Below are 20,773 nucleotides of genomic sequence, written 5' to 3' on the forward strand. Positions count from 1 at the left end.
AGTTTTATTAATTGATTAAATTATTAACAACATATTTTAAGTATCCTTTTTTGGATTGCAATCAAATGTTATAATAAATTTTAAAAACAGGAAATTTTAAATGGCAAATATAAATAAAACAGCACTTGTGCCTTATAGTGCAGAGCAAATGATCAAGCTAGTTAATGATATAGAGTCCTATCCGGATTTTTTGCCTGGTTGTACTGGTAGTAAAATTTTAGAAAATCAGGAAGATTATATTTTGGCATCTGTTGATGTTTCAAAGGCAGGTATTAGTAAAACATTTACCACTAAAAATACAACATCTAATGAAAACATAATAATGGATTTGGTTGACGGACCCTTTTCTAAGTTAAATGGCCAGTGGTCTTTTATTAAACTAGATGATTCTGCCTGTAAAGTTGAATTTCGTTTAGATTTTGAGTTTAAAAGTTACCTGATTGAATTCGCCTTTGGGAAAATATTTAAGGAATTGGCTAATAATATGGTAGTTGCTTTTACTAACAGAGCCCGAGAAATATATAATTAAGAATAGGAAGATGTTATTTTGAATAAAGTGCAAATAATTTATTTAACACCCAAAAAACAAGATATTGTCGATATGAAATTTGAGATCGGCGATACAGTTGAGGATGTTATTCTAAAATCTGGAATTTTAGACAGGAATAATGAAATATCTTTAGTGGATAATAAATTTGGTATTTGGGGAAAACTAATAGATTTAAAAACTACTGTTTGTCCTGAAGATAGAATTGAAATATACAGAAAACTTATGTTTGACCCAAAAGAAGTAAGAAGAAGAAGGGCAGCAAGAAAATAGCCCTTCTAAATAAGTCAATTTATTTTTGAATACTCATAGCTTTACCATTAGAGTCAAATTGAATGATTATTTTTTTCTCATCAGGTGGCTGGTAGCCTTTTTTGACATAAAAAACATATTGCCAAGTATTTGGTCTTGATTCATCAAAAAGCATAGGGGTACCTAAAACATATCTGATTTGTTGTTTGGACATACCAATTTTTAACTGTTCGACTTGTTCTTCCGATATATAATTTCCTTGATCTATTGTCATTTTATGAACTAAGCCACAACCTGTAAGCATATAAACCAATAAAGCTATGCAACAAGTACTTTTCAAATTCATGTAATTTCCTATGGGTTTACGTTTATTTCTATATTAAACAACTCAATAAAAATAGTAAATTAAAAAATTAATTGATTTGATGAGCAAGTAATTCTATGGCATTAGCTTTTGATGCTTTTGTGACATACTCACCCCCTAATAATCTTGCAACCTCATTAATGCGCTCTTCTTTAGAGAGTTCAATGATGTGAGTTTTGACATTAATATAATTATCGCTATGTTTTTCAACAAATAGCTGAGTATCTGCAAAAGAAGCTACTTGAGGCAAATGAGTCACACAAATTAATTGTGTTTCTGTACCAATTTGATGAAGTAAATTACCAACCTTTCTAGCTGTTTTTCCACTAATGCCTGTATCAATTTCATCAAATACTATGGTTGGCATTTTAAATTTACTGGCACAAGTAGCCATAATGACTAATGCAACTCTTGATAACTCCCCACCTGATATAGACTTTAGATCTGTAAAGTTTGATTTATCGTTGGTTGTCATTAAAAAAGAAATGCAATCATTACCACTTTCAGAAATTGCTTTCTTGCTAGTTATATCAACTTTAAAAATTGCATTTTCTAAATTAACATGTTTTAGTTTTTTATTTATTTCTTTAGAAAACAATAGCAGACTTTTTTTTCTTCTTTCAGTTAATAAGTCAGCCTTTTCATTAACTATTTTTTTTAAAGCCATCTTTTTCTGTTCTAAATGACTGATTTCTTCATCGCAATTTTCAAGTCTGTAAAGTTCAGTTTCTATATCTTCAATTTTATTATATAAAGTATTCGGAGTCGTGTTATACTTTCTTGATAAAGATATTATTTTTGATATCTTATTTTCTAACTCTTGAAGAAGAGTATTATCGGAGACTATATTTTGAGCTTGACTTGAAAGTTCATTATCAATTTCCTGTAAGTTGATGATTGAATCTTCTAACATACTAATAGAATTTTGTACTGAATTGTTTAAATGCATAATTTCACACAGTTTTTTCTTTAGCTGTTGTAAAGTCTTTACAATCCCATCACTTTCAGAGTTTATATTAGATGTAACTTGATATAAGGTATCAGATAGAATATCAGCATTACTCAAAGAGTTATATTGTTTCTCAAAATGTTCGTAATCACTTTTCTTTAAACTCAATTCTTTTAACTCTAATAACTGAAATTGTAACAGTTCCTTCTTAGAGTCATTATTTTTTTTAATTTCTAACTTTATTAATATATCTTTTTCAATTTCATTCAGTTTTGAGTAGTAATATTGAAAACTTTTTAAAATATCTTTATTGTTTGCAAAATGATCCACGAAATAAAGTTGTTTTTCTTTACATAAAATATCATTATGAGAGTTTTGTCCATGGATGTTAATTAATTTTTCACCAAGTTTTTTTAGCTTCTTTAATGTTACAGGATAATCATTAATATATGATTTTGATTTACCATTAGAGTATATAACTCTCCTTAAAATACAGTTCATGTCATCGATTAAGTCGTTATCCTTTAACCATTCGATTATATTTTTTAATTTTTCGATTTCGAAAGAAGCAGTAATTACGGCTGGTTTTTTATTATCTCTGATAATACTAGAGTCATGTCTGTGGCCTAATGAAAGGTTCAAAGCTTGTAAAAAGATAGATTTACCAGAGCCAGTTTCTCCCGTGATTGCTGTCATACCAGATTTAATTTTTAAATCAGAATATTTTAAAATTGATAAGTTAGAAATATTAATGTTAGTTAGCATAAAAAACCATAAAATAAACTGTTTATAAATACAGTATACACTGTATTTATAAACAGTAAAATATTTATTAGAAAAATTTGTTAGACCAACCAAGTTTATTTCTTAGAACGTTATAGTAGTCATAACTATTTGGGTGAATTAAATTTAATGTATGCTTACTTTTTTTTATGATAACTTGATCATTTCGTTGCAAAGGAATAGTTTCATGCCCATCAAAAGTTATAGCTAGTGGGTTTTTATCCGAAGTTATTTTTAAATTGATTGTGTTATCCGCACTTATCACAATAGGTCTTGATGATAGTGTATGTGGAAATTTAGGTACTAAAGTAATAGCATTTAAATTTGGTGAAATAATTGGACCTCCACCAGATAAGGAGTAAGCTGTTGAGCCAGTTGGTGTGGCAACAATAAGTCCATCAGATCTTTGATTAAATAGAAATCGCTTATTCACAAAGACATCAAACTCAATTAAATTTGCAATTTGAATAGGATGAAGAACTACCTCATTCAATGCAACTTTATTAATTATGAATTTATTGTCTCTTAATATCGAAAATGAAAGCAAAAATCTATTTTCTGAATAGTAATCTCCTGCTAAAACTCCATTTATTTCAGTGTGATAATTTTCAGGTGATATATCTGTTAGAAACCCAAGATTTCCTTTATTTATGCCAATAACTGAAATATCAAATTTTGATAAAACTCGAGCAGCATTTAGCATGACACCATCTCCACCTATTATGATAGCTAGGTCCGCAGAGCTTCCAATTAAATCTAATGCATAAAATTCACTATCTAATCCTTCTATATTTGATAGCCTTTGATCTAAAAGAATTTCCACATTTTTATTTGTAAGCCATGAATACAGACTTTTGATGGTAGCTATGACATCTGTATTTTTTGGATATCCAATAAGAGCAATTTTTTTGAAGTTTTTATCCATCTATGATTTTACATATTTTGAAATTTAATAAATTATAACTATTATTTTTTTCTATTCAAATAAAGACTTGATAAATATAATTTAGGACATATATATATTTTTAATTAAACAGTAATTTACTATGGAGTTCCATATGAACGTTGATAATAATGAAAATTTTCTTGATGATGACGGTCAGGCGAATCATGAGCAACAATTAAATGAAGATATGAATCAAGAGTTACAAGAAGATTCTCAAAATACAAATATTGACTATGTTAATGAATTAGAGGAAAAAGTTGAAGAGTATAAAAAAGCATTAGCTCAAAGTGATAAAACTATTAAAGAACAAAAAGATATCGTGCTTAGATCTAGAGCCGAAGTTGATAACATTAGAAAAAGAAGTGAAGGAGAGATTACGAAAGCCAAGAAGTTTGCTCTTGAAAGATTGTTGTCTGAGATACTTCCGGTAATCGATAATTTAGAAAGGGCTTTAGATTCAGCAAAAGCAGATAAGAGTGATGATAATACCGCTATTACAGAAGGAGTAGAGCTTACTCTTAAAACTTTACATGATACAGTTTCTAAGTTTGGTTTAGAAACAATAAACCCAATTGGAGAAGATTTTAATCCTGAACTTCATCAAGCAATGTCAATTCAAGAAAGTCCAGATTTTGATTCAAACAAATGTATGTTAGTTATGCAAAAAGGTTATATCTTAAATGGGCGAGTTATCAGGCCTGCAATGGTAATGGTATCAAAATAAAATAAAAAAAAATCAATAAAGGTTGAAATAAATTAAATTGACCTTATATATAAAATTAATTAGTTATAAAAAATTATTCTGGAGAAAAATTAATGGGTAAAATTATTGGTATAGACTTAGGTACAACAAACTCATGTGTTGCTGTTTTAGATGGTGACCAGCCTAAAGTTATTGAAAATGCAGAGGGAGAAAGAACTACTCCTTCAATTATTGCTTATGCACAAGATGGTGAGACACTTGTTGGACAGCCAGCAAAACGTCAGGCAGTTACAAATCCTGAAAATACATTGTTTGCGATTAAAAGATTGATTGGTCGAAGATTTGAAGATGAAGAAGTTCAAAGAGACATTGACATTATGCCTTATAAAATTGTTAAGGCTGATAATGGTGATGCTTGGGTTGAAGCTAAAAATGAAAAGATGGCACCCCCACAAATCTCAGCAGAAATTTTGAAAAAGATGAAAAAAACAGCTGAAGATTATCTAGGAGAAAAAGTAACTGGTGCTGTTATTACTGTCCCTGCATACTTTAATGATGCGCAAAGACAAGCTACCAAAGATGCAGGAAGAATTGCTGGACTTGAAGTAAAAAGAATTATCAACGAACCCACTGCCGCAGCTCTAGCTTATGGACTTGACAAGAAAGGTGGTGATAGAACAATAGCTGTTTATGATTTAGGTGGTGGTACTTTCGATATTTCAATTATTGAGATTGATGAAGTTGAAGGTGAAAAAACTTTTGAAGTTTTAGCTACTAATGGTGACACCCATCTTGGCGGTGAAGATTTTGACACAAGGTTAATTAACTACCTAGTAGAAGAATTTAAAAAAGAGCAAGGATTTGATCTTAAAAATGATCCTTTAGCTATGCAAAGATTAAAAGAAGCTGCAGAAAAAGCCAAAATTGAACTTTCATCTGCACAAGCAACTGATGTAAATCTTCCTTATATTACAGCGGATGCTTCAGGACCAAAACATATGAATATTAAGGTTACAAGAGCTAAACTTGAATCTTTAGTTGAAGATTTAGTTGAGCGTTCTCTTGAGCCTCTGAAAATTGCTCTTGCTGATGCTGATTTAAATGCCAATGAAATAACTGACGTTATTCTTGTTGGTGGTCAGACAAGAATGCCTATGGTTCAAACAAAAGTAAGTGAGTTTTTTGGTAAAGAACCTAGAAAAGACGTTAATCCTGATGAAGCTGTTGCTATGGGTGCTGCTGTTCAAGCAGGAGTGTTATCTGGTGATGTTAAGGATGTTTTACTATTAGATGTTACTCCATTGTCATTAGGTATTGAGACAATGGGTGGAGTGATGACGAAGCTTATTGAAAAAAACACTACGATACCAACAAAAGCTAACCAAGTTTTTTCAACGGCAGAAGATAACCAATCTGCAGTTACAATTCATGTTTTACAAGGTGAAAGAAAAAGAGCTGGAGATAATAAATCATTAGGTCAATTTAATCTTGAAGGTATTCAACCTGCACCTAGAGGAATGGCTCAAATTGAAGTTACTTTTGACCTTGATGCTGACGGAATCTTACATGTTTCAGCAAAAGATAAAAATACAGGTAAAGAGCAGAAAATTACAATCCAAGCTTCTGGTGGTTTAAATGACGATGAAATTCAAAAAATGGTAAATGATGCTGAAGCTAATGCAGAAGCTGATAAGAAATTTGAAGAATTAGTTGCTGTAAAAAACCAAGCTGATCAAATGATTCATGGAACAAGAAAGCAAGTAGAAGAAGCTGGAGAAAATCTACCTGCGGATGTGAAGACCAATATCGAAAAGGCTATTTCGGAACTTGAAGTTTCAGTTAAATCTGATAACAAAGAAGAAATTGAAGCACAAATTTCAAAGCTAGTTGAAGCATCTCAAAAACTAATGGAAATGGCTCAACAAAATGCTCAAAATGCTCAACAGGCTGGAGCTTCCGCTAATGCTTCTGAAGATAATACTGCTAAAGATGACAATGTTGTTGATGCGGAATTTGAAGAAGTTAAAGAAGACGAAACTAAAAAATAACTTTAGTAAACGTTATTCAAAGGGCGCATTCTTGCGCCCATTTTGTAATTAATATTAGGTTGTTCAAAAATGTCAAAAAGAGATTACTACGAAATACTTGAAGTTACACAAACTACCACTGATAGAGAAATAAAAAGATCATATAAAAGATTAGCAATGAAATATCATCCAGACAGAAATTCAGGTGATGATAAGGCTGCTGAAAAGTTCAAAGAAATAAAAGAAGCATATGAAATTTTATCTGATCCTCAAAAAAAGCGGCTTATGATCAATATGGGCATGCTGCATTTGAGCAAGGAGGTCATGGTGCACATGGCGGTTTTGGTGGAGCTGATTTTGGAGATATTTTTGGTGATGTTTTTGGAGATATTTTTGGTGGTGGAAGAAGAGGTGGTAATCAACATCAAGCACAAAGAGGTGCAGACTTAAAATATGATATTGAGCTTACTTTAGAAGAAGCTGTTAAAGGTTGTACTAAAGACATCTCAATCAATATATTATCAGAATGTGAAAAATGTAACGGTTCAGGTGCCGAAAAAGGCAGTTCTGCTACAACATGTCCAACTTGTCATGGTCAAGGACAGGTTCAAATGAGACAGGGCTTCTTTGCTGTTCAGCAAACATGTCCGACTTGTCATGGAACAGGAAAGATAATTAAAAATCCATGTAAGTCATGTTTTGGTGAAGGAAGAGTTAAAAAGAAAAAAAATCTTTCAGTTAAAATACCATCAGGTGTTGATACTGGCGATAGAATAAGGCTTACAGGTGAAGGTGAAGCAGGTGAAAAGGGCGCACCAGCTGGTGACTTGTATGTTGAAGTTCATATTAAACAGCATGAAATATTCCAACGTGATGGGAATAATCTATATTGTGAAGTGCCAATTAGTTTCACAATGGCGGCCTTAGGTGGAAATGTTGAAGTTCCTACATTAGATGGAAAGGTTAATTTAAAAGTCCCTTCAGAGACGCAGACTGACAAAATGTTTAGAATGCGAGGCAAGGGGGTTAAATCTATAAGAAGTCACTCAAAAGGTGACTTGGTGTGTAAATTAGTCATTGAAACTCCAGTTAATTTAAGCTCGCGTCAAAAAGAGCTTTTACAAGAATTTGAATCAACTTTTGAAGGAAAAAATTCTAGTAAGCATAAACCAAAGTCACATGGATTTTTTACCGGAGTTAAAAAATTTATAGATGACCTTACAAGCTAGTTACCATAATTAAGGAGAGTTAAACTCTCCTTTTATAGTTAAAGTTTTATTAAACTTTTAACAAAACCACTTAACTCTTTTAGACTTTCAATCATCAATATTAGTTCCGTATCAAAACTCTCATCATCATCATATGATTCTTCTTTTTGAGAATTCATAAGTTTTAACTTCCTGACTTGTAATAAGTTAGTTAAAGTAAAGGATATACATTCATTATATTCTAATCCGATCTTTGTCACATATTGATTGTTATTTAATAATTCAAAATTATCATTTGATTCTAAATCATAATTTGCAAATTTTATGACTGTTTTTTCATTTGATGATGGTTTAACTTCTAACTCATTTGTAAGTAATAATTTATCTGGGAGGTTTCTCTTTGTTAGCCATGAATATAATAAGTGCTCAATACTAGTGTTTTTATCTAATGGTTGCACTGGAAGTTTTCCGATTGTCTTTCTAAGCACTTTTAAAAAAAATTCAGCTTTAGTTTGGCTTGAAGAATCAATCAAAATTAGCTTTTCAGATGGTATAATTAATGCCTGAATAAATGAGGTGTTTGAAAACGCCCGTGGTATAAGTTGTCTATGTACTTCTTCTTTTATGATAGCTTTTTGGTCAGATGAAATTCGTGTATTTGACGATTTTTCCAGTAAACTAATTTTTTTTTTGAGCTCTTCATTTAAAACATTTTGAGGTATTCTCTTTTCTTCAATTTTTAATTTTATTAATAGATTGTTTTGGTATTCATAAACTAACTGGCTTGAATCTTTTTCATAGGAAGAAACCCATCCATAGGATTGGATATCATTTTCTTTGCAAGGTGCAAATTTTATCGATTGCAATAATTCTTCAAAATTTAGTAAATCTTCAAATAATAAATTTTCGAACTTATAAAATTGGATGTTTTTAAAGCCGTTCATTATTTTTCCTTGTATACTTGAATGTAAAATGAGGTTTATGGTGAATAAAATAATATTTTAATTCTTTTTTTCACAAAATTGTAATAAAAATGTCAGATAATTAAAACTTAATAATTTTGAGGCATATGAAGTCATGGCAAAAAAAGTACTTGTTATTGAAGATGAATCATCTATAAGAGAAATGTTATGTTTCGTTTTAGAACAACAGGGTTATCAAACAATTGAGGCTCCCGATTATAATTCTGGGATACAATTTGTTACTGAAGAAATACCTGATCTTATATTATTAGACTGGATGCTGCCAGGAGGTTCAGGAGTCAATCTATTGAAGTATATTAAGAAAAATGAGAATATACGCAACATCCCAGTGGTTATGATTACTGCCAGAAGCGAAGAATCGGATAAAATTAAAGGTTTGGAGGTTGGTGCAGATGATTATATCACAAAGCCCTTTTCTCCCAAGGAACTAGTTGCAAGACTCAATGCTGTAATGAGAAGGATATCACCTACAACTCTTAATGAAATTATTGAAGTTAAAGGTCTAAAATTAAATCCAATTTCGCATAGAATTACTATTAATAATCAACCGCTTGATATGGGGCCAACTGAGTTTAAGATGTTACATTTTTTTATGACACACCAAGATAGAGTTTTTAGCCGAGATCAACTTTTAAATAACATATGGGGCACCAATGTTTATGTTGAAGATCGAACAGTTGATGTTCACATAAGGCGACTTAGAAAGGCTATAAAAGAGGATAACCATGATAAACTGATTCAGACAGTTAGAGGTTCTGGATATAGATTTTCAACTGACATGTAGGCTATGAATAAAAAGAATATTTTTTTTGATATTTTAAAAGAATCTATAATATTTATTATTTTTGGTTTTTTTATATACATTTTTTTGATAGTTCGACTATTGCTATTATGTGTGCTTCATTAGCACTTAATTCATGGCTTCTTTATAACTTTTTTATGTTTTCAGGGTGGCTTCATAAAAAAACTGAAAATGTCCCATCTAGTATCGGGGTATGGGAAAAAAACTTCATTTTATTACATCGAAAAAATGTTAGGAATCAGAAAAGGAAAAAAGAGCTGACTCGGCTAATTAGGCGTTTTAAATCAGGCTCTGAATCGTTACCTGATGGCGTACTAGTGTTTAAACAAAGAGGTGTCATTGTTTGGTGCAACTCTCTTGCTGAGGAGTTATTGGGTATTAGATTTCCTGCTGATTTAGGTCAAAATATTAAGCAAATAATCCGTACACCAGACTTTATAAATTACCTAAATTCAAATAATTTCGACAAGCCTGTTGAGATGCCTTCACCTGTCTTACGAACACATATACTTGAATTAAGAACGATGCAATATAATGAAGGCGAATTTTTAATGATTATACGAGATACGACTCAAATAAAACAATTAGAGGATATGAAAAGAACTTTTTTTGCTGATGCTTCACATGAGTTAAGAACTCCGATGACTGTTTTAAAAGGGTACCTTGAGGTATCAAAAAACCCCAATGAAATTGGAGATATGTGGCAGAGAGCACACAAAGTTATGTCTGAACAATTAATCAGAATGGAAAGTCTTGTTGAGCAGCTATTAACATTATCAAAATTAGAGTCTGATAATGATATTGATTTAAATGATGATATAAATCTAGTTACAATGTTAAATCAAATTGAAATAGAAGCTATGTCTCTTGCTAAGACAAAAAAACAAAATCTTGACTTTAATGTGGATAAAGATATTAGAGTTAAAGGAAATGAAGAACAATTTAGGAGTGTTGTTACTAACTTGATTTTTAATGCTATTAAACACAACCCAAATGGAATTGATGTGAGAGTAAATTTGAAAAAATTCAACGAAGGTATAATGTTTGAGGTTGTTGACACAGGTCGAGGTATAGAGCAAAATCATATTGAAAGGTTAACCGAAAGATTTTATCGCGTTGATAAAGCGCGTTCTAGAGCAACTGGCGGAAGTGGGTTAGGTTTAGCTATAGTTAAATATTCCTTGAATCATTATGATACCTCTTTGAAGATTGAAAGCAAAATAAATGAAGGTAGTAAATTTTATTTTATAATTGATGCAAAATTTGTGTTAAGCCAATGAAGTATTTTGCGAAAAAAAATTTTTTTTATATCACTTTATCATCAATGTCGATATTTATTATTGGTGTATTGTTTTTTAGCATTGTTTATATTTTTTTGAAAACTTTTCCCAGCATATCTGTCCCAGTATATAAAGGAAAGTTGTATTTTAATGTTTCTGATAATAGTAAACATGATTTTATTGATTTCACAAACAATTTTGCATTATCTTTTGATAGAGATGGGTACTTTTATCAATACAACTTAATCTCAAACTACCCTCAAAATCAGGTAAAAACAAAAATTAATACGGGTTTAGGAAAACTAAAATTCATAACAAAAAAAAATAATTTATTAGTTGTCATGGATAAAAATTTCAAATTATTTTTTATTAAAGTTATGTTTCATAAAGAAGATGAAACATACTCTATAAAAATCATAAACAAGACTGGGTTAAGTTTACCAATATTACAGAAATATAAATGGATCAAACTTTATTTCAGTAATGATTATTATTATCTTGTTGCATATACTCAAAAATCTATCCAGCTCCTTCAGTTTTATAAATACGGAAATGGTAAGATGAGTTTATTAAAGAATGAAAAGATCACGCCATTACCAGATAGTATCAAAAAATTCATTTTTAATAAATTTTCACAAGAACTATATATATTTGATAAAACACATGTTATCACATACAGCTTTAAAGGTGGCGCCAAGTTATTGAATTTTAAAAACTTTATTCCTGGAAACGGTTTTTTTGAAAAGATTTTTTTGATCGGAAAAGGTAAGTATTTTTTGGTTTTAAATAGAAAAGGACAAGTTTTCATAGAGCTAGCTCAAACAAAAGGTCCTGTGGTAAATAGAATGCTTTTTCATACACGGAAAAGTCAAAAGATTGTGACAATTATTCCTGAAAATAATCAGCGTTCCTTTTTTGTTATTTACAAGTCCGGTTGGGTTGATTTGTACAATATTCTTAATCAGAAGCCTTTAGTAAGCTTTAAATTAAGCAATGTAGTTAATCCTTCAAATAATGAATCTTACCTAGATTTATCTCCTTTCACTGAGTCATTAATAGAAGTCAATAGCCACAGTTGGGTTTCAAATTTATACAGCTATAATGTCAACACATTATCTGTGAGTGAGATTTTTGATAATTTTTTCACAGGAAGTAATAAACAATATTTAAATAATATTAATACTTTACTTCTAGATCCAAAGTTACAAATTATCCCTACACTAACTAAAGCTTTAAAAGCTACATTTATTGCTCTATTACTTGGATTAAGTTTGTCATTTTTAGCTGCTATTTACATAGGGATATTTGCCTCAGAATATGTAAAAGAAAAAGCAAGATATTTTTTTAATCTAGTTCAGGTTTTTCCAACTATATTAATCGCATTAATTTTCTATTTATGTGTAAATACAATTATTAATATTAATTTGTCTTATTTAGTTATTGCAATGTTTTTGATTATTGTAATGGTAATTAGTATGTATAAGTTTTTTTCTAGTAACTTTACAATAAAAAAGATGACAACTCTCTCAATTGATACTTATTTATTACTTGTTACTTCAGTATCTGTAATCATTTTATTTGTTTTTCTGAAAGATATATTGCATATTCCAGACTTTACGACTAATAAAGTAGATATTGATAATGAAAGTGTATGGCTTCTTGGGTTTGCTGTTGGAATTGCTATAATCCCCACAATGGTCAGTATTTTAATTGATGCAATAGACTCAATTTCTAAAAAGTTAATTGAGGAATCAATAATGCTCGGTGCTTCATATTCTTTTATTATAAAGAGGCTCATCATACCTCAAATTTCACAAACATATATATTTTCAATCATGTTAAGTTTTGGTCGTGCGGTTGGAGAAATAACTATTATTTTATTTCTTTTAAGCTTAGCTTCAAATTCACAGAATGAACTGTATATTAATGATATAGAAGTGCAGAATATGATGAGTCATTATAAGAACTTGTACCTGATTACACTGGGAGTTTTTATTTTTACTTTATTCATTAATTTTCTTATTTCTCGATTGAGAACAAAAAATAAAAACTTATTCAAATCAAGTAATATTTTTTATAGTTGATTGAATAAACTTCTGATAAAGATATTGGATAGAACATACAATGAAAACAAAAAAAGATAATTTAATAAATTTGATGTCACTTTTATCATTGATGCTTTGTATTTCATTATTTATAGTTATGTTTGCTTTTATTCTTCTAAAAGGAATAAATTTTTATTGGCCACATGATATTTATCAATTTAGCTTTGAAACAAAAAATAAAATAACAAAAAATGCTTTGGGCATTATTTATCAAGTTAATAAAGATGAAAGTCTTGATAGAAAACAGATGATTATCAAATCTAATGATAGAAAATTGCATACTACTTTTTTCGATATTAATTCAAATCATGTTTCTAGTAAAATAAAATTAGAATCCTTTGCGCAAATAGAACTTAATGATGGGAGTTTGATATTTGTTAAGCCGTTACGCTTAAAATACCAAAATAAAGTGTTGGATCTTAGCAAATTTAACAAAGCTAAACTTGAAGTGAAAAATTTGTTAAAAGAATTATCTTTCAGAAGGCTTGATTTAGAAAAAATAAAAAAAACATCGAAAAATTAATTAGAGATTTTCATTTATTTGGTAAAAGTAATGTAGGTAATAATCAATTATTTGAGCGTCAAAAAAGAGTTTATCAAGATTATAATATTAATCAAAAAAAATCGCAAACATTGAAAAGGAACTAAGCAAATATCAGTTGGTATATGACTTTAATGACAATTCGCTTAACAAGTTAAATCTTTCAAAGATTAGAGAGTTAACTTATAACAATAAATTAGATTTTTATGACAAAATGATTTTGTTTTTTAAAAACTTAAAAGATATATTTTCTTTTAACCATTTGTCGATTAATGAAAACACAAATATAAATAATATTTTGTATTTTTGTTTCGTTTTAATTTTAATGAGTATCTTGTTAATACCTTTAAGCTTAATAGTCTCTTATTATTTATTTTACACAAATAAAAAAACACCACTTAAAAACTTTATTAGTGAATTCTTAATTTATTTAGCAACAATTCCTTCTGTTTTATGGGGTGTCTTTGCTCTAGGTTTTTTTATTTCATGGCAATATAAGTTTAAAGGCTATAACCTTATAGTTCCACTAATAACGATGACAATAATAAGTTTGCCGTCTTTAATTATTCTTTTTAGAGATAAGTTATTATTTATAAAACGTTATTATTTATTAGATACTGTTATTCTTGGTGCAAATGATCTTTTTTCTTTTAAGAAAGTAATTCTACCAAATGTGTTTGATCAAATTATTGCAGCTGTACCTTTATTAGTTTCCAAGTCTTTGGGAGTGATATCTCCATTGGTATTATATACCATCCTCAGTTTTATATATAAAAAAAATCAGTTAGATAATAATTTCAGTCAATTTCAATCACTTCCATTAGTCAAAGAATCTTTGAATTATAGAGAGACTGAGCCTCTATTGTTTGGTGTTATTTTTGTGTTCCTTATATTTATAATTATTTTGAATGTGTTTTTATATAGTTTAAAATTTTTATATAAAAAACAGATGGATATTTATTGATTTATGAGCTTGATGAAATTAAAAACAGAAAATCTTAATGTTGTTTTGAATAATAAATTAGTGTTAGAAAATATTAATTTATCAATTCCAACTAAAAAAGTAACCGCATTCATTGGGCCGTCAGGTTGTGGTAAAACCACCTTATTAAAGAGTTTCAATAGGATAAATGAACTGAATTCAGAGTGCATTACTACTGGAAAAATTTATTTTAATTCTGCGAATATATATCAAAAAAATTATAAATTAGAAAGTTTAAGACGAAAAATAGGAATGGTTGTTCAAAATCCCCACCCATTCCCAATGAGTATTTATGAAAATATAGTTTTTGGTTTGAGAGCTAACAATATTAAAAATAAAAGAGTTTTAGATGATAGCGTTGAGTATACATTAAGGAAAACATTTTTATGGGAAGAGGTTAAACATAAATTACAGTCAAGTGCAATTTTATTATCAAGTGGACAAAAGCAACGATTAATAATTGCTAGAGCGATTGCAAATAGTCCTGAAGTTTTGTTATTAGATGAGCCAACTTCATCTTTGGATCCAATTTCTACACTTAAAATTGAGGAGCTAATAGATGAACTTAAAACAGAATATACCATCTTAATTGTTACTCATAACATGCACCAAGCGGCTAGGATTTCAGATTTTACGGCTTTAATCTACAATGGTAATGTGGTCGAGTATGACTTAACTGATAATTTATTTACTAATCCTAAAAACAAACTCACAGAAGCATATTTAACAGGAAGATATGGATAATAATCAACATAAATTTCAAACAACCGGAAAATTTCATTTAGATTTAGACCGCGTTAAGACTGATGCATTAGAAATGGGCGGAATGGTAGAGTCTCAATTATATAATGCTATGGGGCTAATTAAAAAAAGAAACGACTTGCTAGCAACTAAAATCATTGAAAATGATATAAAAATTAATTTATTAGAAAAAAAAATTGATGATTTCTCATGTAAAGTGATTGCAAAATATCAACCTATGGCCAGTGATTTGAGACTTTTGGTTGCTATTATTAAGGTCATTGCTAATCTTGAAAGGATTGCAAACACTGTAACTAATATAGCACAATCTTCAAAAGATGGCTTTTTTGATGATTTACCTGAAACATTAATACTAATGATTTGGAAATTAACAAATCATACACTTGACATTTTAACATACTCTTTAAATTCTTTTGCTAGAATGGAGTTTTCTCAAGATTTATCATTACCATATAAGTATAATTTACTCCAATCAGAATATGAGGATGTTATAAAAAGTCTGCAAAAAACTGTTAAAATTGATTTGGCTTATTTGGAGAATGTGACGCATATATTTATTTTAGCGAGGGAAATTAAGAGAATTACAAATAGATGTAAAGAAATAATGTATTATTTGCATTACGTAGTTACAGGGGTTGATTTAAGGTTTTAGTAATAATTCCTACACATAGTTGTATAGGAATTATTGTACTAATTTTATTTAGAAAGGTCTGCTTCATGCTCAGATAAATAAGCGGCTACTCCATTAGGAGATGCTTCCATACCTGCTTTACCTTCTTCCCATTGAGCAGGGCAAACTTCGCCATTTTTCTCATGGAAATTTAAAGCGTCTACCATTCTTAACATTTCGTCAATATTTCTTCCAAGAGGTAGATCATTAACAACTTGATGTCTAACTAAACCATCTTCATCAATTAAGAAAGATCCACGAAATGCCACACCAGCTTCTGGGTGCTCAACATCATAAGCCTGACAAATTTCATGTTTTACATCTGCAATAAGTGGGTATTTAACTTGACCAATACCACCATTTTCAACAGATGTATTTCTCCAAGCATTATGGGAAAATTGAGAGTCAATTGAAACACCAATTACTTCAACACCTTTAGCTTGAAAATCATTGTATCTTTTATCGAAAGCAATTAATTCTGAAGGACATACAAAAGTGAAGTCAAGAGGGTAAAAAAATACAACAGCTTTTTTCCCTTTTGTAAATTCCTTAAAATTAAAATTTTCTATAATTTCGCCATTCCCAAGAACTGCAGCAGCTGTAAAATCAGGTGCTTGTCTTCCTACTAATACCATTTTGAACTCCTAAGTTTTTTTTTACTCATCTAATATATATGAACCTAATTCAAAAAAACAATAGAAATTTAAAAAAAATATATTTGTAATCTTATTTATATAAAATTTAGATTGAAATATAGTCAAAACTAAAGTAAATCTAGTTTGTAACTTATTAATAACTCAAAGGAATGAGCTATGAATTTAAATTTAAGTGCTAAAAATATATCTGCAGACTTGAGTCATAAAAAAATTCCAGAAAAATACCAATACCTATTTTCTGAAAAATATTTTCTATTTTTAAATGCTGTATTGGAGAAGATGGTTTCTGGACATCAAAAATTGATGTTACAAAGAAATAGTCATCTAGAAAATGGATATGATTATGATTTTTTGAAAGAAACTCAATCAATACGTGAAAGTAATTGGAAAATAAATCCTATTCCAGAAGAATTGCTAAATAGACAAGTAGAAATCACTGGACCAGTTGAAAAGAAAATGATAATCAATGCATTAAATTCAAATGTCAAAGTTTTTATGGCTGATTTTGAAGATTCATTTTCTCCAACGTGGGAGAAAGTATTAGCAGGCCAGCACTACTTACGAGAAGCTAATAATAGAACTATCGATTTCATTGATGATAGAGGCAAACAATATGCACTTAATGAACAGGTAGCGATATTATTCTGTAGAGTGCGAGGTCTTCACTTAAATGAAAAAAATATTTTTTTTAAAAATGAAGTTATTCCTGGTTGTCTTTTAGACTTTACGATGTATTTTTTTCATAATTATCAAATATTAATTAATAAAAAAACCGCACCTTATTTTTATATTCCTAAACTTGAATCTCATGAAGAAGCTAAGTGGTGGAGTGATGTGTTTAAGTTTACTGAAAATTATTTTGGTTTAGATGAAGGGACTATAAAAGCCACAGTTTTGATAGAAACTTTACCTGCAGTTTTTGAAATGGAAGAAATACTTTATTCATTAAAAGAGCATATAGTTGCATTAAATTGTGGCAGATGGGACTATATTTTTAGTTTTATAAAAACACAAAGCAATGACCCAACTAAAGTTCTACCTGATAGAAAAAGTGTGACTATGGATAAACACTTTTTAAAATCTTATTCAAAGTTATTGGTAAATACTTGTCACAAAAGAGGGGCTCTGGCTATGGGAGGCATGTCAGCCTTTATTCCTTCCAAAAATCCCGAAGAGAACAAACAAGTAATGTTAAAAATAAAAAATGACAAAATACTCGAAGTTAAAAATGGTCATGATGGAACTTGGATTGCTCATCCTGGTTTAGCCGAAGTTGCTTTGTCAACATTTAAAACTGCTTTTTCGGATTCTCCTAATCAAATTGGCTTCATGAATAAGTCCTTATCAATTTCAAAAGAGGATTTGCTAACTCCTTGTTCTGGTCCTAAAACTATGAATGGTTTAATTGAAAATATTTTTGTATCTTTAAACTATTTAGAAGCGTGGTTAATGGGAAATGGTTGTGTTCCAATAAATGGTTTGATGGAAGATGTTGCAACGGCAGAAATCTCAAGGGCTTCTATTTGGCAATGGATTAAACATAATCAATCTTTAGACTGTGGCCAGCTTGTAACAAGAAAGTTAGTAAAAGAAATTTTATTAGAACAAAAGCTTTTAATAATAAAAAGTATTGATAGAGTCCACAAATTTGAACAGGCTTCTAAACTCTTAGAACAATTAATTCTAGATGATGAGTTTGTTCCATTTTTAACTTTATCTGCATATGAATTAATCAATTAAATTAATAATAGAGGGACTTATTATGATTTCTTATAGAAAAAAACAAATAGAGCAGCTTCAAAATGAATGGTCAACATCTTCACGTTGGAAAAATACTACTAGGCCTTATACAGCAGAAGAAGTTGTGAAATTGAGGGGTTCACTTGTACCAGAGTTTACCATTGCAGAAAAAGGAGCCCAAAAACTTTGGCAACTTATCAATGGAAAAGCAAAAAAAGGTTATGTAAATTGTCTTGGTGCTCTTACAGGAGGACAGGCAGTTCAACAAGCTAAGGCAGGTATTGAAGCGATATATTTATCAGGTTGGCAAGTTGCTGCTGACAATAATACAGCAGGTACAATGTACCCAGACCAGTCTCTGTATCCAGTAGATTCTGTTCCAAATGTAGTTAAACGTATTAACAATGCTTTTAGACGCGCAGATCAAATCCAATGGTTAAATAATAATGATGAAAATAATGTTGATTATTTTCTTCCCATTGTGGCAGATGCAGAAGCTGGTTTTGGTGGAGTATTAAATGCATATGAATTAATGCGTAATATGATAGAAGTTGGTGCCGCAGGTGTTCATTTTGAAGATCAATTAGCTTCCGTAAAAAAATGTGGTCATATGGGAGGTAAAGTTTTAGTTCCAACACAAGAGGCTGTTCAAAAGCTTATTGCAGCAAGATTAGCTGCCGATGTTTCTGGTACTAGCACATTGGTTATAGCGAGAACAGATGCTAATGCAGCAGATTTGTTAACTTCAGATTCAGATCCCTATGACCAAGAATTTATTCTTGGACAAAGAACAAAAGAAGGGTTTTATAAAGTTAAAGCTGGGATTAATCAGGCAATATCTCGTGGATTGGCATATGCACCATATGCAGATTTAGTTTGGTGTGAAACTGCTACTCCTTGTCTAAAAGAAGCAAAAATATTTGCTGAGGCAATTTTAGATAAATATCCTGAACAAAAATTAGCTTATAATTGTTCGCCTTCGTTTAACTGGAGTAAAAATTTAGATGCTCACACAATTGCTAAGTTTCAGCAAGAGCTGGCAGATATGGGGTATACATACCAATTTATAACCTTAGCAGGTATCCATAATATGTGGTATAACATGTTTGATCTTGCTCATTCGTATGCTCAGGGAGAGGGTATGAAGCATTATGTTGAAAAAGTACAGCAACAAGAGTTTGATGCTAAAAGTAGAGGTTATACTTTTTCAGCGCACCAACAGGAGGTGGGAACAGGTTATTTTGATGTTATGACAAATATTATTCAAGGAGGAAATTCTTCGGTAACAGCTCTTAAGGGATCGACTGAAGAACAACAGTTCAATGATTAACTATATCTAATCCAACTTTAAAAACTTGACGCTACACTTTTGTCCTCTATACTATTCGTTCTTGACATAGAGAGGTTAAAGTGAAGCGTTCCAAATTTTTTTATGAGTTACCTAAAGAGTTAATTGCTAGTAAACCAGCCAAACATAGAACTGATAGTCGCTTGTTAATGTTAGATAGTAATAACGAAGCTATCTATCATAAAAACTTTGTTGATGTTTTGGACCTTGTTCAACCTGGTGATTTATTAGTTTTTAATAATACAAAAGTGATGCCAGCTAGACTTTTTGCCGTAAAGGAAACGGGAGGCAAAGTAGAGATTTTAATTGAAAGAGTTTTAGATAATAATAAGGTTCTTGTTCATTTAAAATCATCGAACACACCTAAAAAAGATGCATTAATATTCATTGAAGCTGATCAAAATATTTCTTTGAAAATGATCGAAAGAAAAGAAGACTTGTTCATTTTACAGTTCGAAAATAAAGTTAATGTTTTTGATACATTAGAAAAATTTGGTCATATGCCGTTACCTCCCTATATAGAGCGGCCAGATACTGATGAAGATAAAAATAGATATCAGACTGTTTATGGCGAAAAAGTTGGTGCTGTTGCTGCTCCAACGGCTGGTTTGCATTTTGATCAAGATCTTCTTGATAAATTAAAAGAAAAAGGAGTAAATTTTTCTTTTGTTACTTTACATGTTGGGGCTGGAACATTTAAATCTGTTAAGTCAGATGATATTGAAGATCATCAAATGCATTCAGAATATATTGATGTTTCAAAAGATGTTGTACAACAAATCTTAAATACAAAAAAAAATAATAAAAGAATTATTGCTGTTGGAACTACTTCCGTAAGAGCACTAGAGTCTGCAGCTAAGAACTCGTTAAAAACGCTAGAATCTTTTACTGGAGATACAGATATTTTTATTTATCCAGGGTATAAGTTTAAAGTAGTTGACGCTATGATTACGAACTTTCATTTACCGGAATCAACACTTTTAATGTTAGTATCCGCCTTTTCAGGATATCAAAATATAATGGAAGCGTATCAAAAAGCTATAGAAAAAGAATATAGGTTTTTTAGTTATGGTGATGCTATGTTTATTACAAAAAACGATACACATTCTTCTGAAGATTAATAAG

The 20,773-nt window shown here is 30.1% G+C and carries 19 protein-coding genes and 1 pseudogene; 15 read left to right on the forward strand and 5 right to left on the reverse strand.

The window, feature by feature from the left end; all coding sequences use genetic code 11:
* Positions 1–100 precede the first annotated feature (100 nt).
* On the forward strand, positions 101–529 hold the full coding sequence (locus CF386_RS05035; RefSeq protein ID WP_089073321.1) for an SRPBCC family protein: 429 nt from the start codon (positions 101–103) through the stop codon (positions 527–529).
* Positions 530–556: 27 nt separating this feature from the next.
* Complete coding sequence (locus tag CF386_RS05040) at positions 557–820, forward strand: RnfH family protein (protein ID WP_225971741.1); 264 nt, start codon at positions 557–559, stop codon at positions 818–820.
* A gap of 19 nt (positions 821–839) precedes the next feature.
* On the opposite strand, the gene CF386_RS05045 is transcribed toward CF386_RS05040, so the two are convergent.
* The 3 genes from CF386_RS05045 to nadK form a co-directional block, all read right to left on the reverse strand.
* Positions 840–1,145, reverse strand: coding sequence for an outer membrane protein assembly factor BamE (locus CF386_RS05045; protein WP_089073323.1), 306 nt, complete (start codon positions 1,143–1,145; stop codon positions 840–842).
* A 67-nt stretch (positions 1,146–1,212) separates the two neighbouring features.
* Positions 1,213–2,877: a DNA repair protein RecN gene (gene recN / locus CF386_RS05050; RefSeq protein WP_145955012.1), complete on the reverse strand. Its 1,665-nt coding sequence runs from the start codon at positions 2,875–2,877 to the stop codon at positions 1,213–1,215.
* A 67-nt stretch (positions 2,878–2,944) separates the two neighbouring features.
* Positions 2,945–3,820 carry an NAD(+) kinase gene (gene nadK / locus CF386_RS05055; protein WP_089073325.1) on the reverse strand — a complete coding sequence of 292 codons (876 nt, stop codon included), beginning with the start codon at positions 3,818–3,820 and terminating at the stop codon, positions 2,945–2,947.
* A 133-nt stretch (positions 3,821–3,953) separates the two neighbouring features.
* Here nadK and grpE point away from each other — a divergent pair, with 133 nt between their 5' ends.
* The 3 genes and pseudogenes from grpE to dnaJ all read left to right on the forward strand — a co-directional run bounded on the left by grpE (position 3,954) and on the right by dnaJ (position 7,800).
* A complete protein-coding gene (grpE, locus tag CF386_RS05060; protein WP_089073326.1) occupies positions 3,954–4,565 on the forward strand; it encodes a nucleotide exchange factor GrpE in 612 nt (203 codons plus the stop codon).
* 92 nt (positions 4,566–4,657) lie between these two features.
* Complete coding sequence (dnaK, locus tag CF386_RS05065; protein ID WP_089073327.1) at positions 4,658–6,592, forward strand: molecular chaperone DnaK; 1,935 nt, start codon at positions 4,658–4,660, stop codon at positions 6,590–6,592.
* 69 nt (positions 6,593–6,661) lie between these two features.
* Positions 6,662–7,800 (forward strand): annotated as a pseudogene (gene dnaJ / locus CF386_RS05070) (molecular chaperone DnaJ).
* A gap of 38 nt (positions 7,801–7,838) precedes the next feature.
* On the opposite strand, the gene CF386_RS05075 reads toward dnaJ, so the two are convergent.
* Positions 7,839–8,723: a recombination-associated protein RdgC gene (locus tag CF386_RS05075; RefSeq protein ID WP_089073328.1), complete on the reverse strand. Its 885-nt coding sequence runs from the start codon at positions 8,721–8,723 to the stop codon at positions 7,839–7,841.
* A 133-nt stretch (positions 8,724–8,856) separates the two neighbouring features.
* Between CF386_RS05075 and phoB the strand changes: the two genes are divergently transcribed.
* The 7 genes from phoB to CF386_RS05110 all read left to right on the forward strand — a co-directional run bounded on the left by phoB (position 8,857) and on the right by CF386_RS05110 (position 15,886).
* Positions 8,857–9,546 carry a phosphate regulon transcriptional regulator PhoB gene (gene phoB, locus CF386_RS05080; RefSeq protein WP_089073329.1) on the forward strand — a complete coding sequence of 230 codons (690 nt, stop codon included), beginning with the start codon at positions 8,857–8,859 and terminating at the stop codon, positions 9,544–9,546.
* A 41-nt stretch (positions 9,547–9,587) separates the two neighbouring features.
* A complete protein-coding gene (phoR, locus tag CF386_RS05085; RefSeq protein WP_404824964.1) occupies positions 9,588–10,844 on the forward strand; it encodes a phosphate regulon sensor histidine kinase PhoR in 1,257 nt (418 codons plus the stop codon).
* A gap of 140 nt (positions 10,845–10,984) precedes the next feature.
* Positions 10,985–12,928 carry an ABC transporter permease subunit gene (locus tag CF386_RS05090; RefSeq protein WP_158522305.1) on the forward strand — a complete coding sequence of 648 codons (1,944 nt, stop codon included), beginning with the start codon at positions 10,985–10,987 and terminating at the stop codon, positions 12,926–12,928.
* Between the two features lie 40 nt (positions 12,929–12,968).
* Positions 12,969–13,472 carry a hypothetical protein gene (locus CF386_RS05095; RefSeq protein ID WP_089073332.1) on the forward strand — a complete coding sequence of 168 codons (504 nt, stop codon included), beginning with the start codon at positions 12,969–12,971 and terminating at the stop codon, positions 13,470–13,472.
* A 352-nt stretch (positions 13,473–13,824) separates the two neighbouring features.
* Positions 13,825–14,454, forward strand: a complete 630-nt coding sequence (locus tag CF386_RS05100) for an ABC transporter permease subunit (RefSeq protein WP_145955013.1) — start codon at positions 13,825–13,827, stop codon at positions 14,452–14,454.
* 12 nt (positions 14,455–14,466) lie between these two features.
* The gene (gene pstB / locus CF386_RS05105; RefSeq protein ID WP_404824939.1) at positions 14,467–15,216 is read left to right on the forward strand and encodes a phosphate ABC transporter ATP-binding protein PstB; all 750 of its coding nucleotides are present in this window, start codon (positions 14,467–14,469) and stop codon (positions 15,214–15,216) included.
* The gene (locus CF386_RS05110) at positions 15,209–15,886 is read left to right on the forward strand and encodes a PhoU domain-containing protein (RefSeq protein WP_089073335.1); all 678 of its coding nucleotides are present in this window, start codon (positions 15,209–15,211) and stop codon (positions 15,884–15,886) included. Before pstB ends, CF386_RS05110 begins: the two co-directional genes overlap by 8 nt.
* A 44-nt stretch (positions 15,887–15,930) precedes the next feature.
* Here CF386_RS05110 and CF386_RS05115 read toward each other — a convergent pair whose 3' ends face one another.
* Positions 15,931–16,539 carry a peroxiredoxin C gene (locus tag CF386_RS05115; protein WP_089073336.1) on the reverse strand — a complete coding sequence of 203 codons (609 nt, stop codon included), beginning with the start codon at positions 16,537–16,539 and terminating at the stop codon, positions 15,931–15,933.
* A 177-nt stretch (positions 16,540–16,716) separates the two neighbouring features.
* Here CF386_RS05115 and aceB point away from each other — a divergent pair, with 177 nt between their 5' ends.
* The 3 genes from aceB to queA all read left to right on the forward strand — a co-directional run bounded on the left by aceB (position 16,717) and on the right by queA (position 20,769).
* A complete protein-coding gene (gene aceB, locus CF386_RS05120) occupies positions 16,717–18,300 on the forward strand; it encodes a malate synthase A (RefSeq protein WP_089073337.1) in 1,584 nt (527 codons plus the stop codon).
* A gap of 22 nt (positions 18,301–18,322) precedes the next feature.
* Positions 18,323–19,630, forward strand: a complete 1,308-nt coding sequence (gene aceA, locus CF386_RS05125) for an isocitrate lyase (RefSeq protein ID WP_089073338.1) — start codon at positions 18,323–18,325, stop codon at positions 19,628–19,630.
* Positions 19,631–19,710: 80 nt separating this feature from the next.
* On the forward strand, positions 19,711–20,769 hold the full coding sequence (gene queA / locus CF386_RS05130; RefSeq protein ID WP_089073339.1) for a tRNA preQ1(34) S-adenosylmethionine ribosyltransferase-isomerase QueA: 1,059 nt from the start codon (positions 19,711–19,713) through the stop codon (positions 20,767–20,769).
* The last annotated feature ends 4 nt before the right edge of the window (positions 20,770–20,773 follow it).

The organism is Paraphotobacterium marinum, from assembly GCF_002216855.1.
In the GTDB taxonomy this organism is placed as follows: Bacteria; Pseudomonadota; Gammaproteobacteria; order Enterobacterales; family Vibrionaceae; genus Paraphotobacterium; species Paraphotobacterium marinum.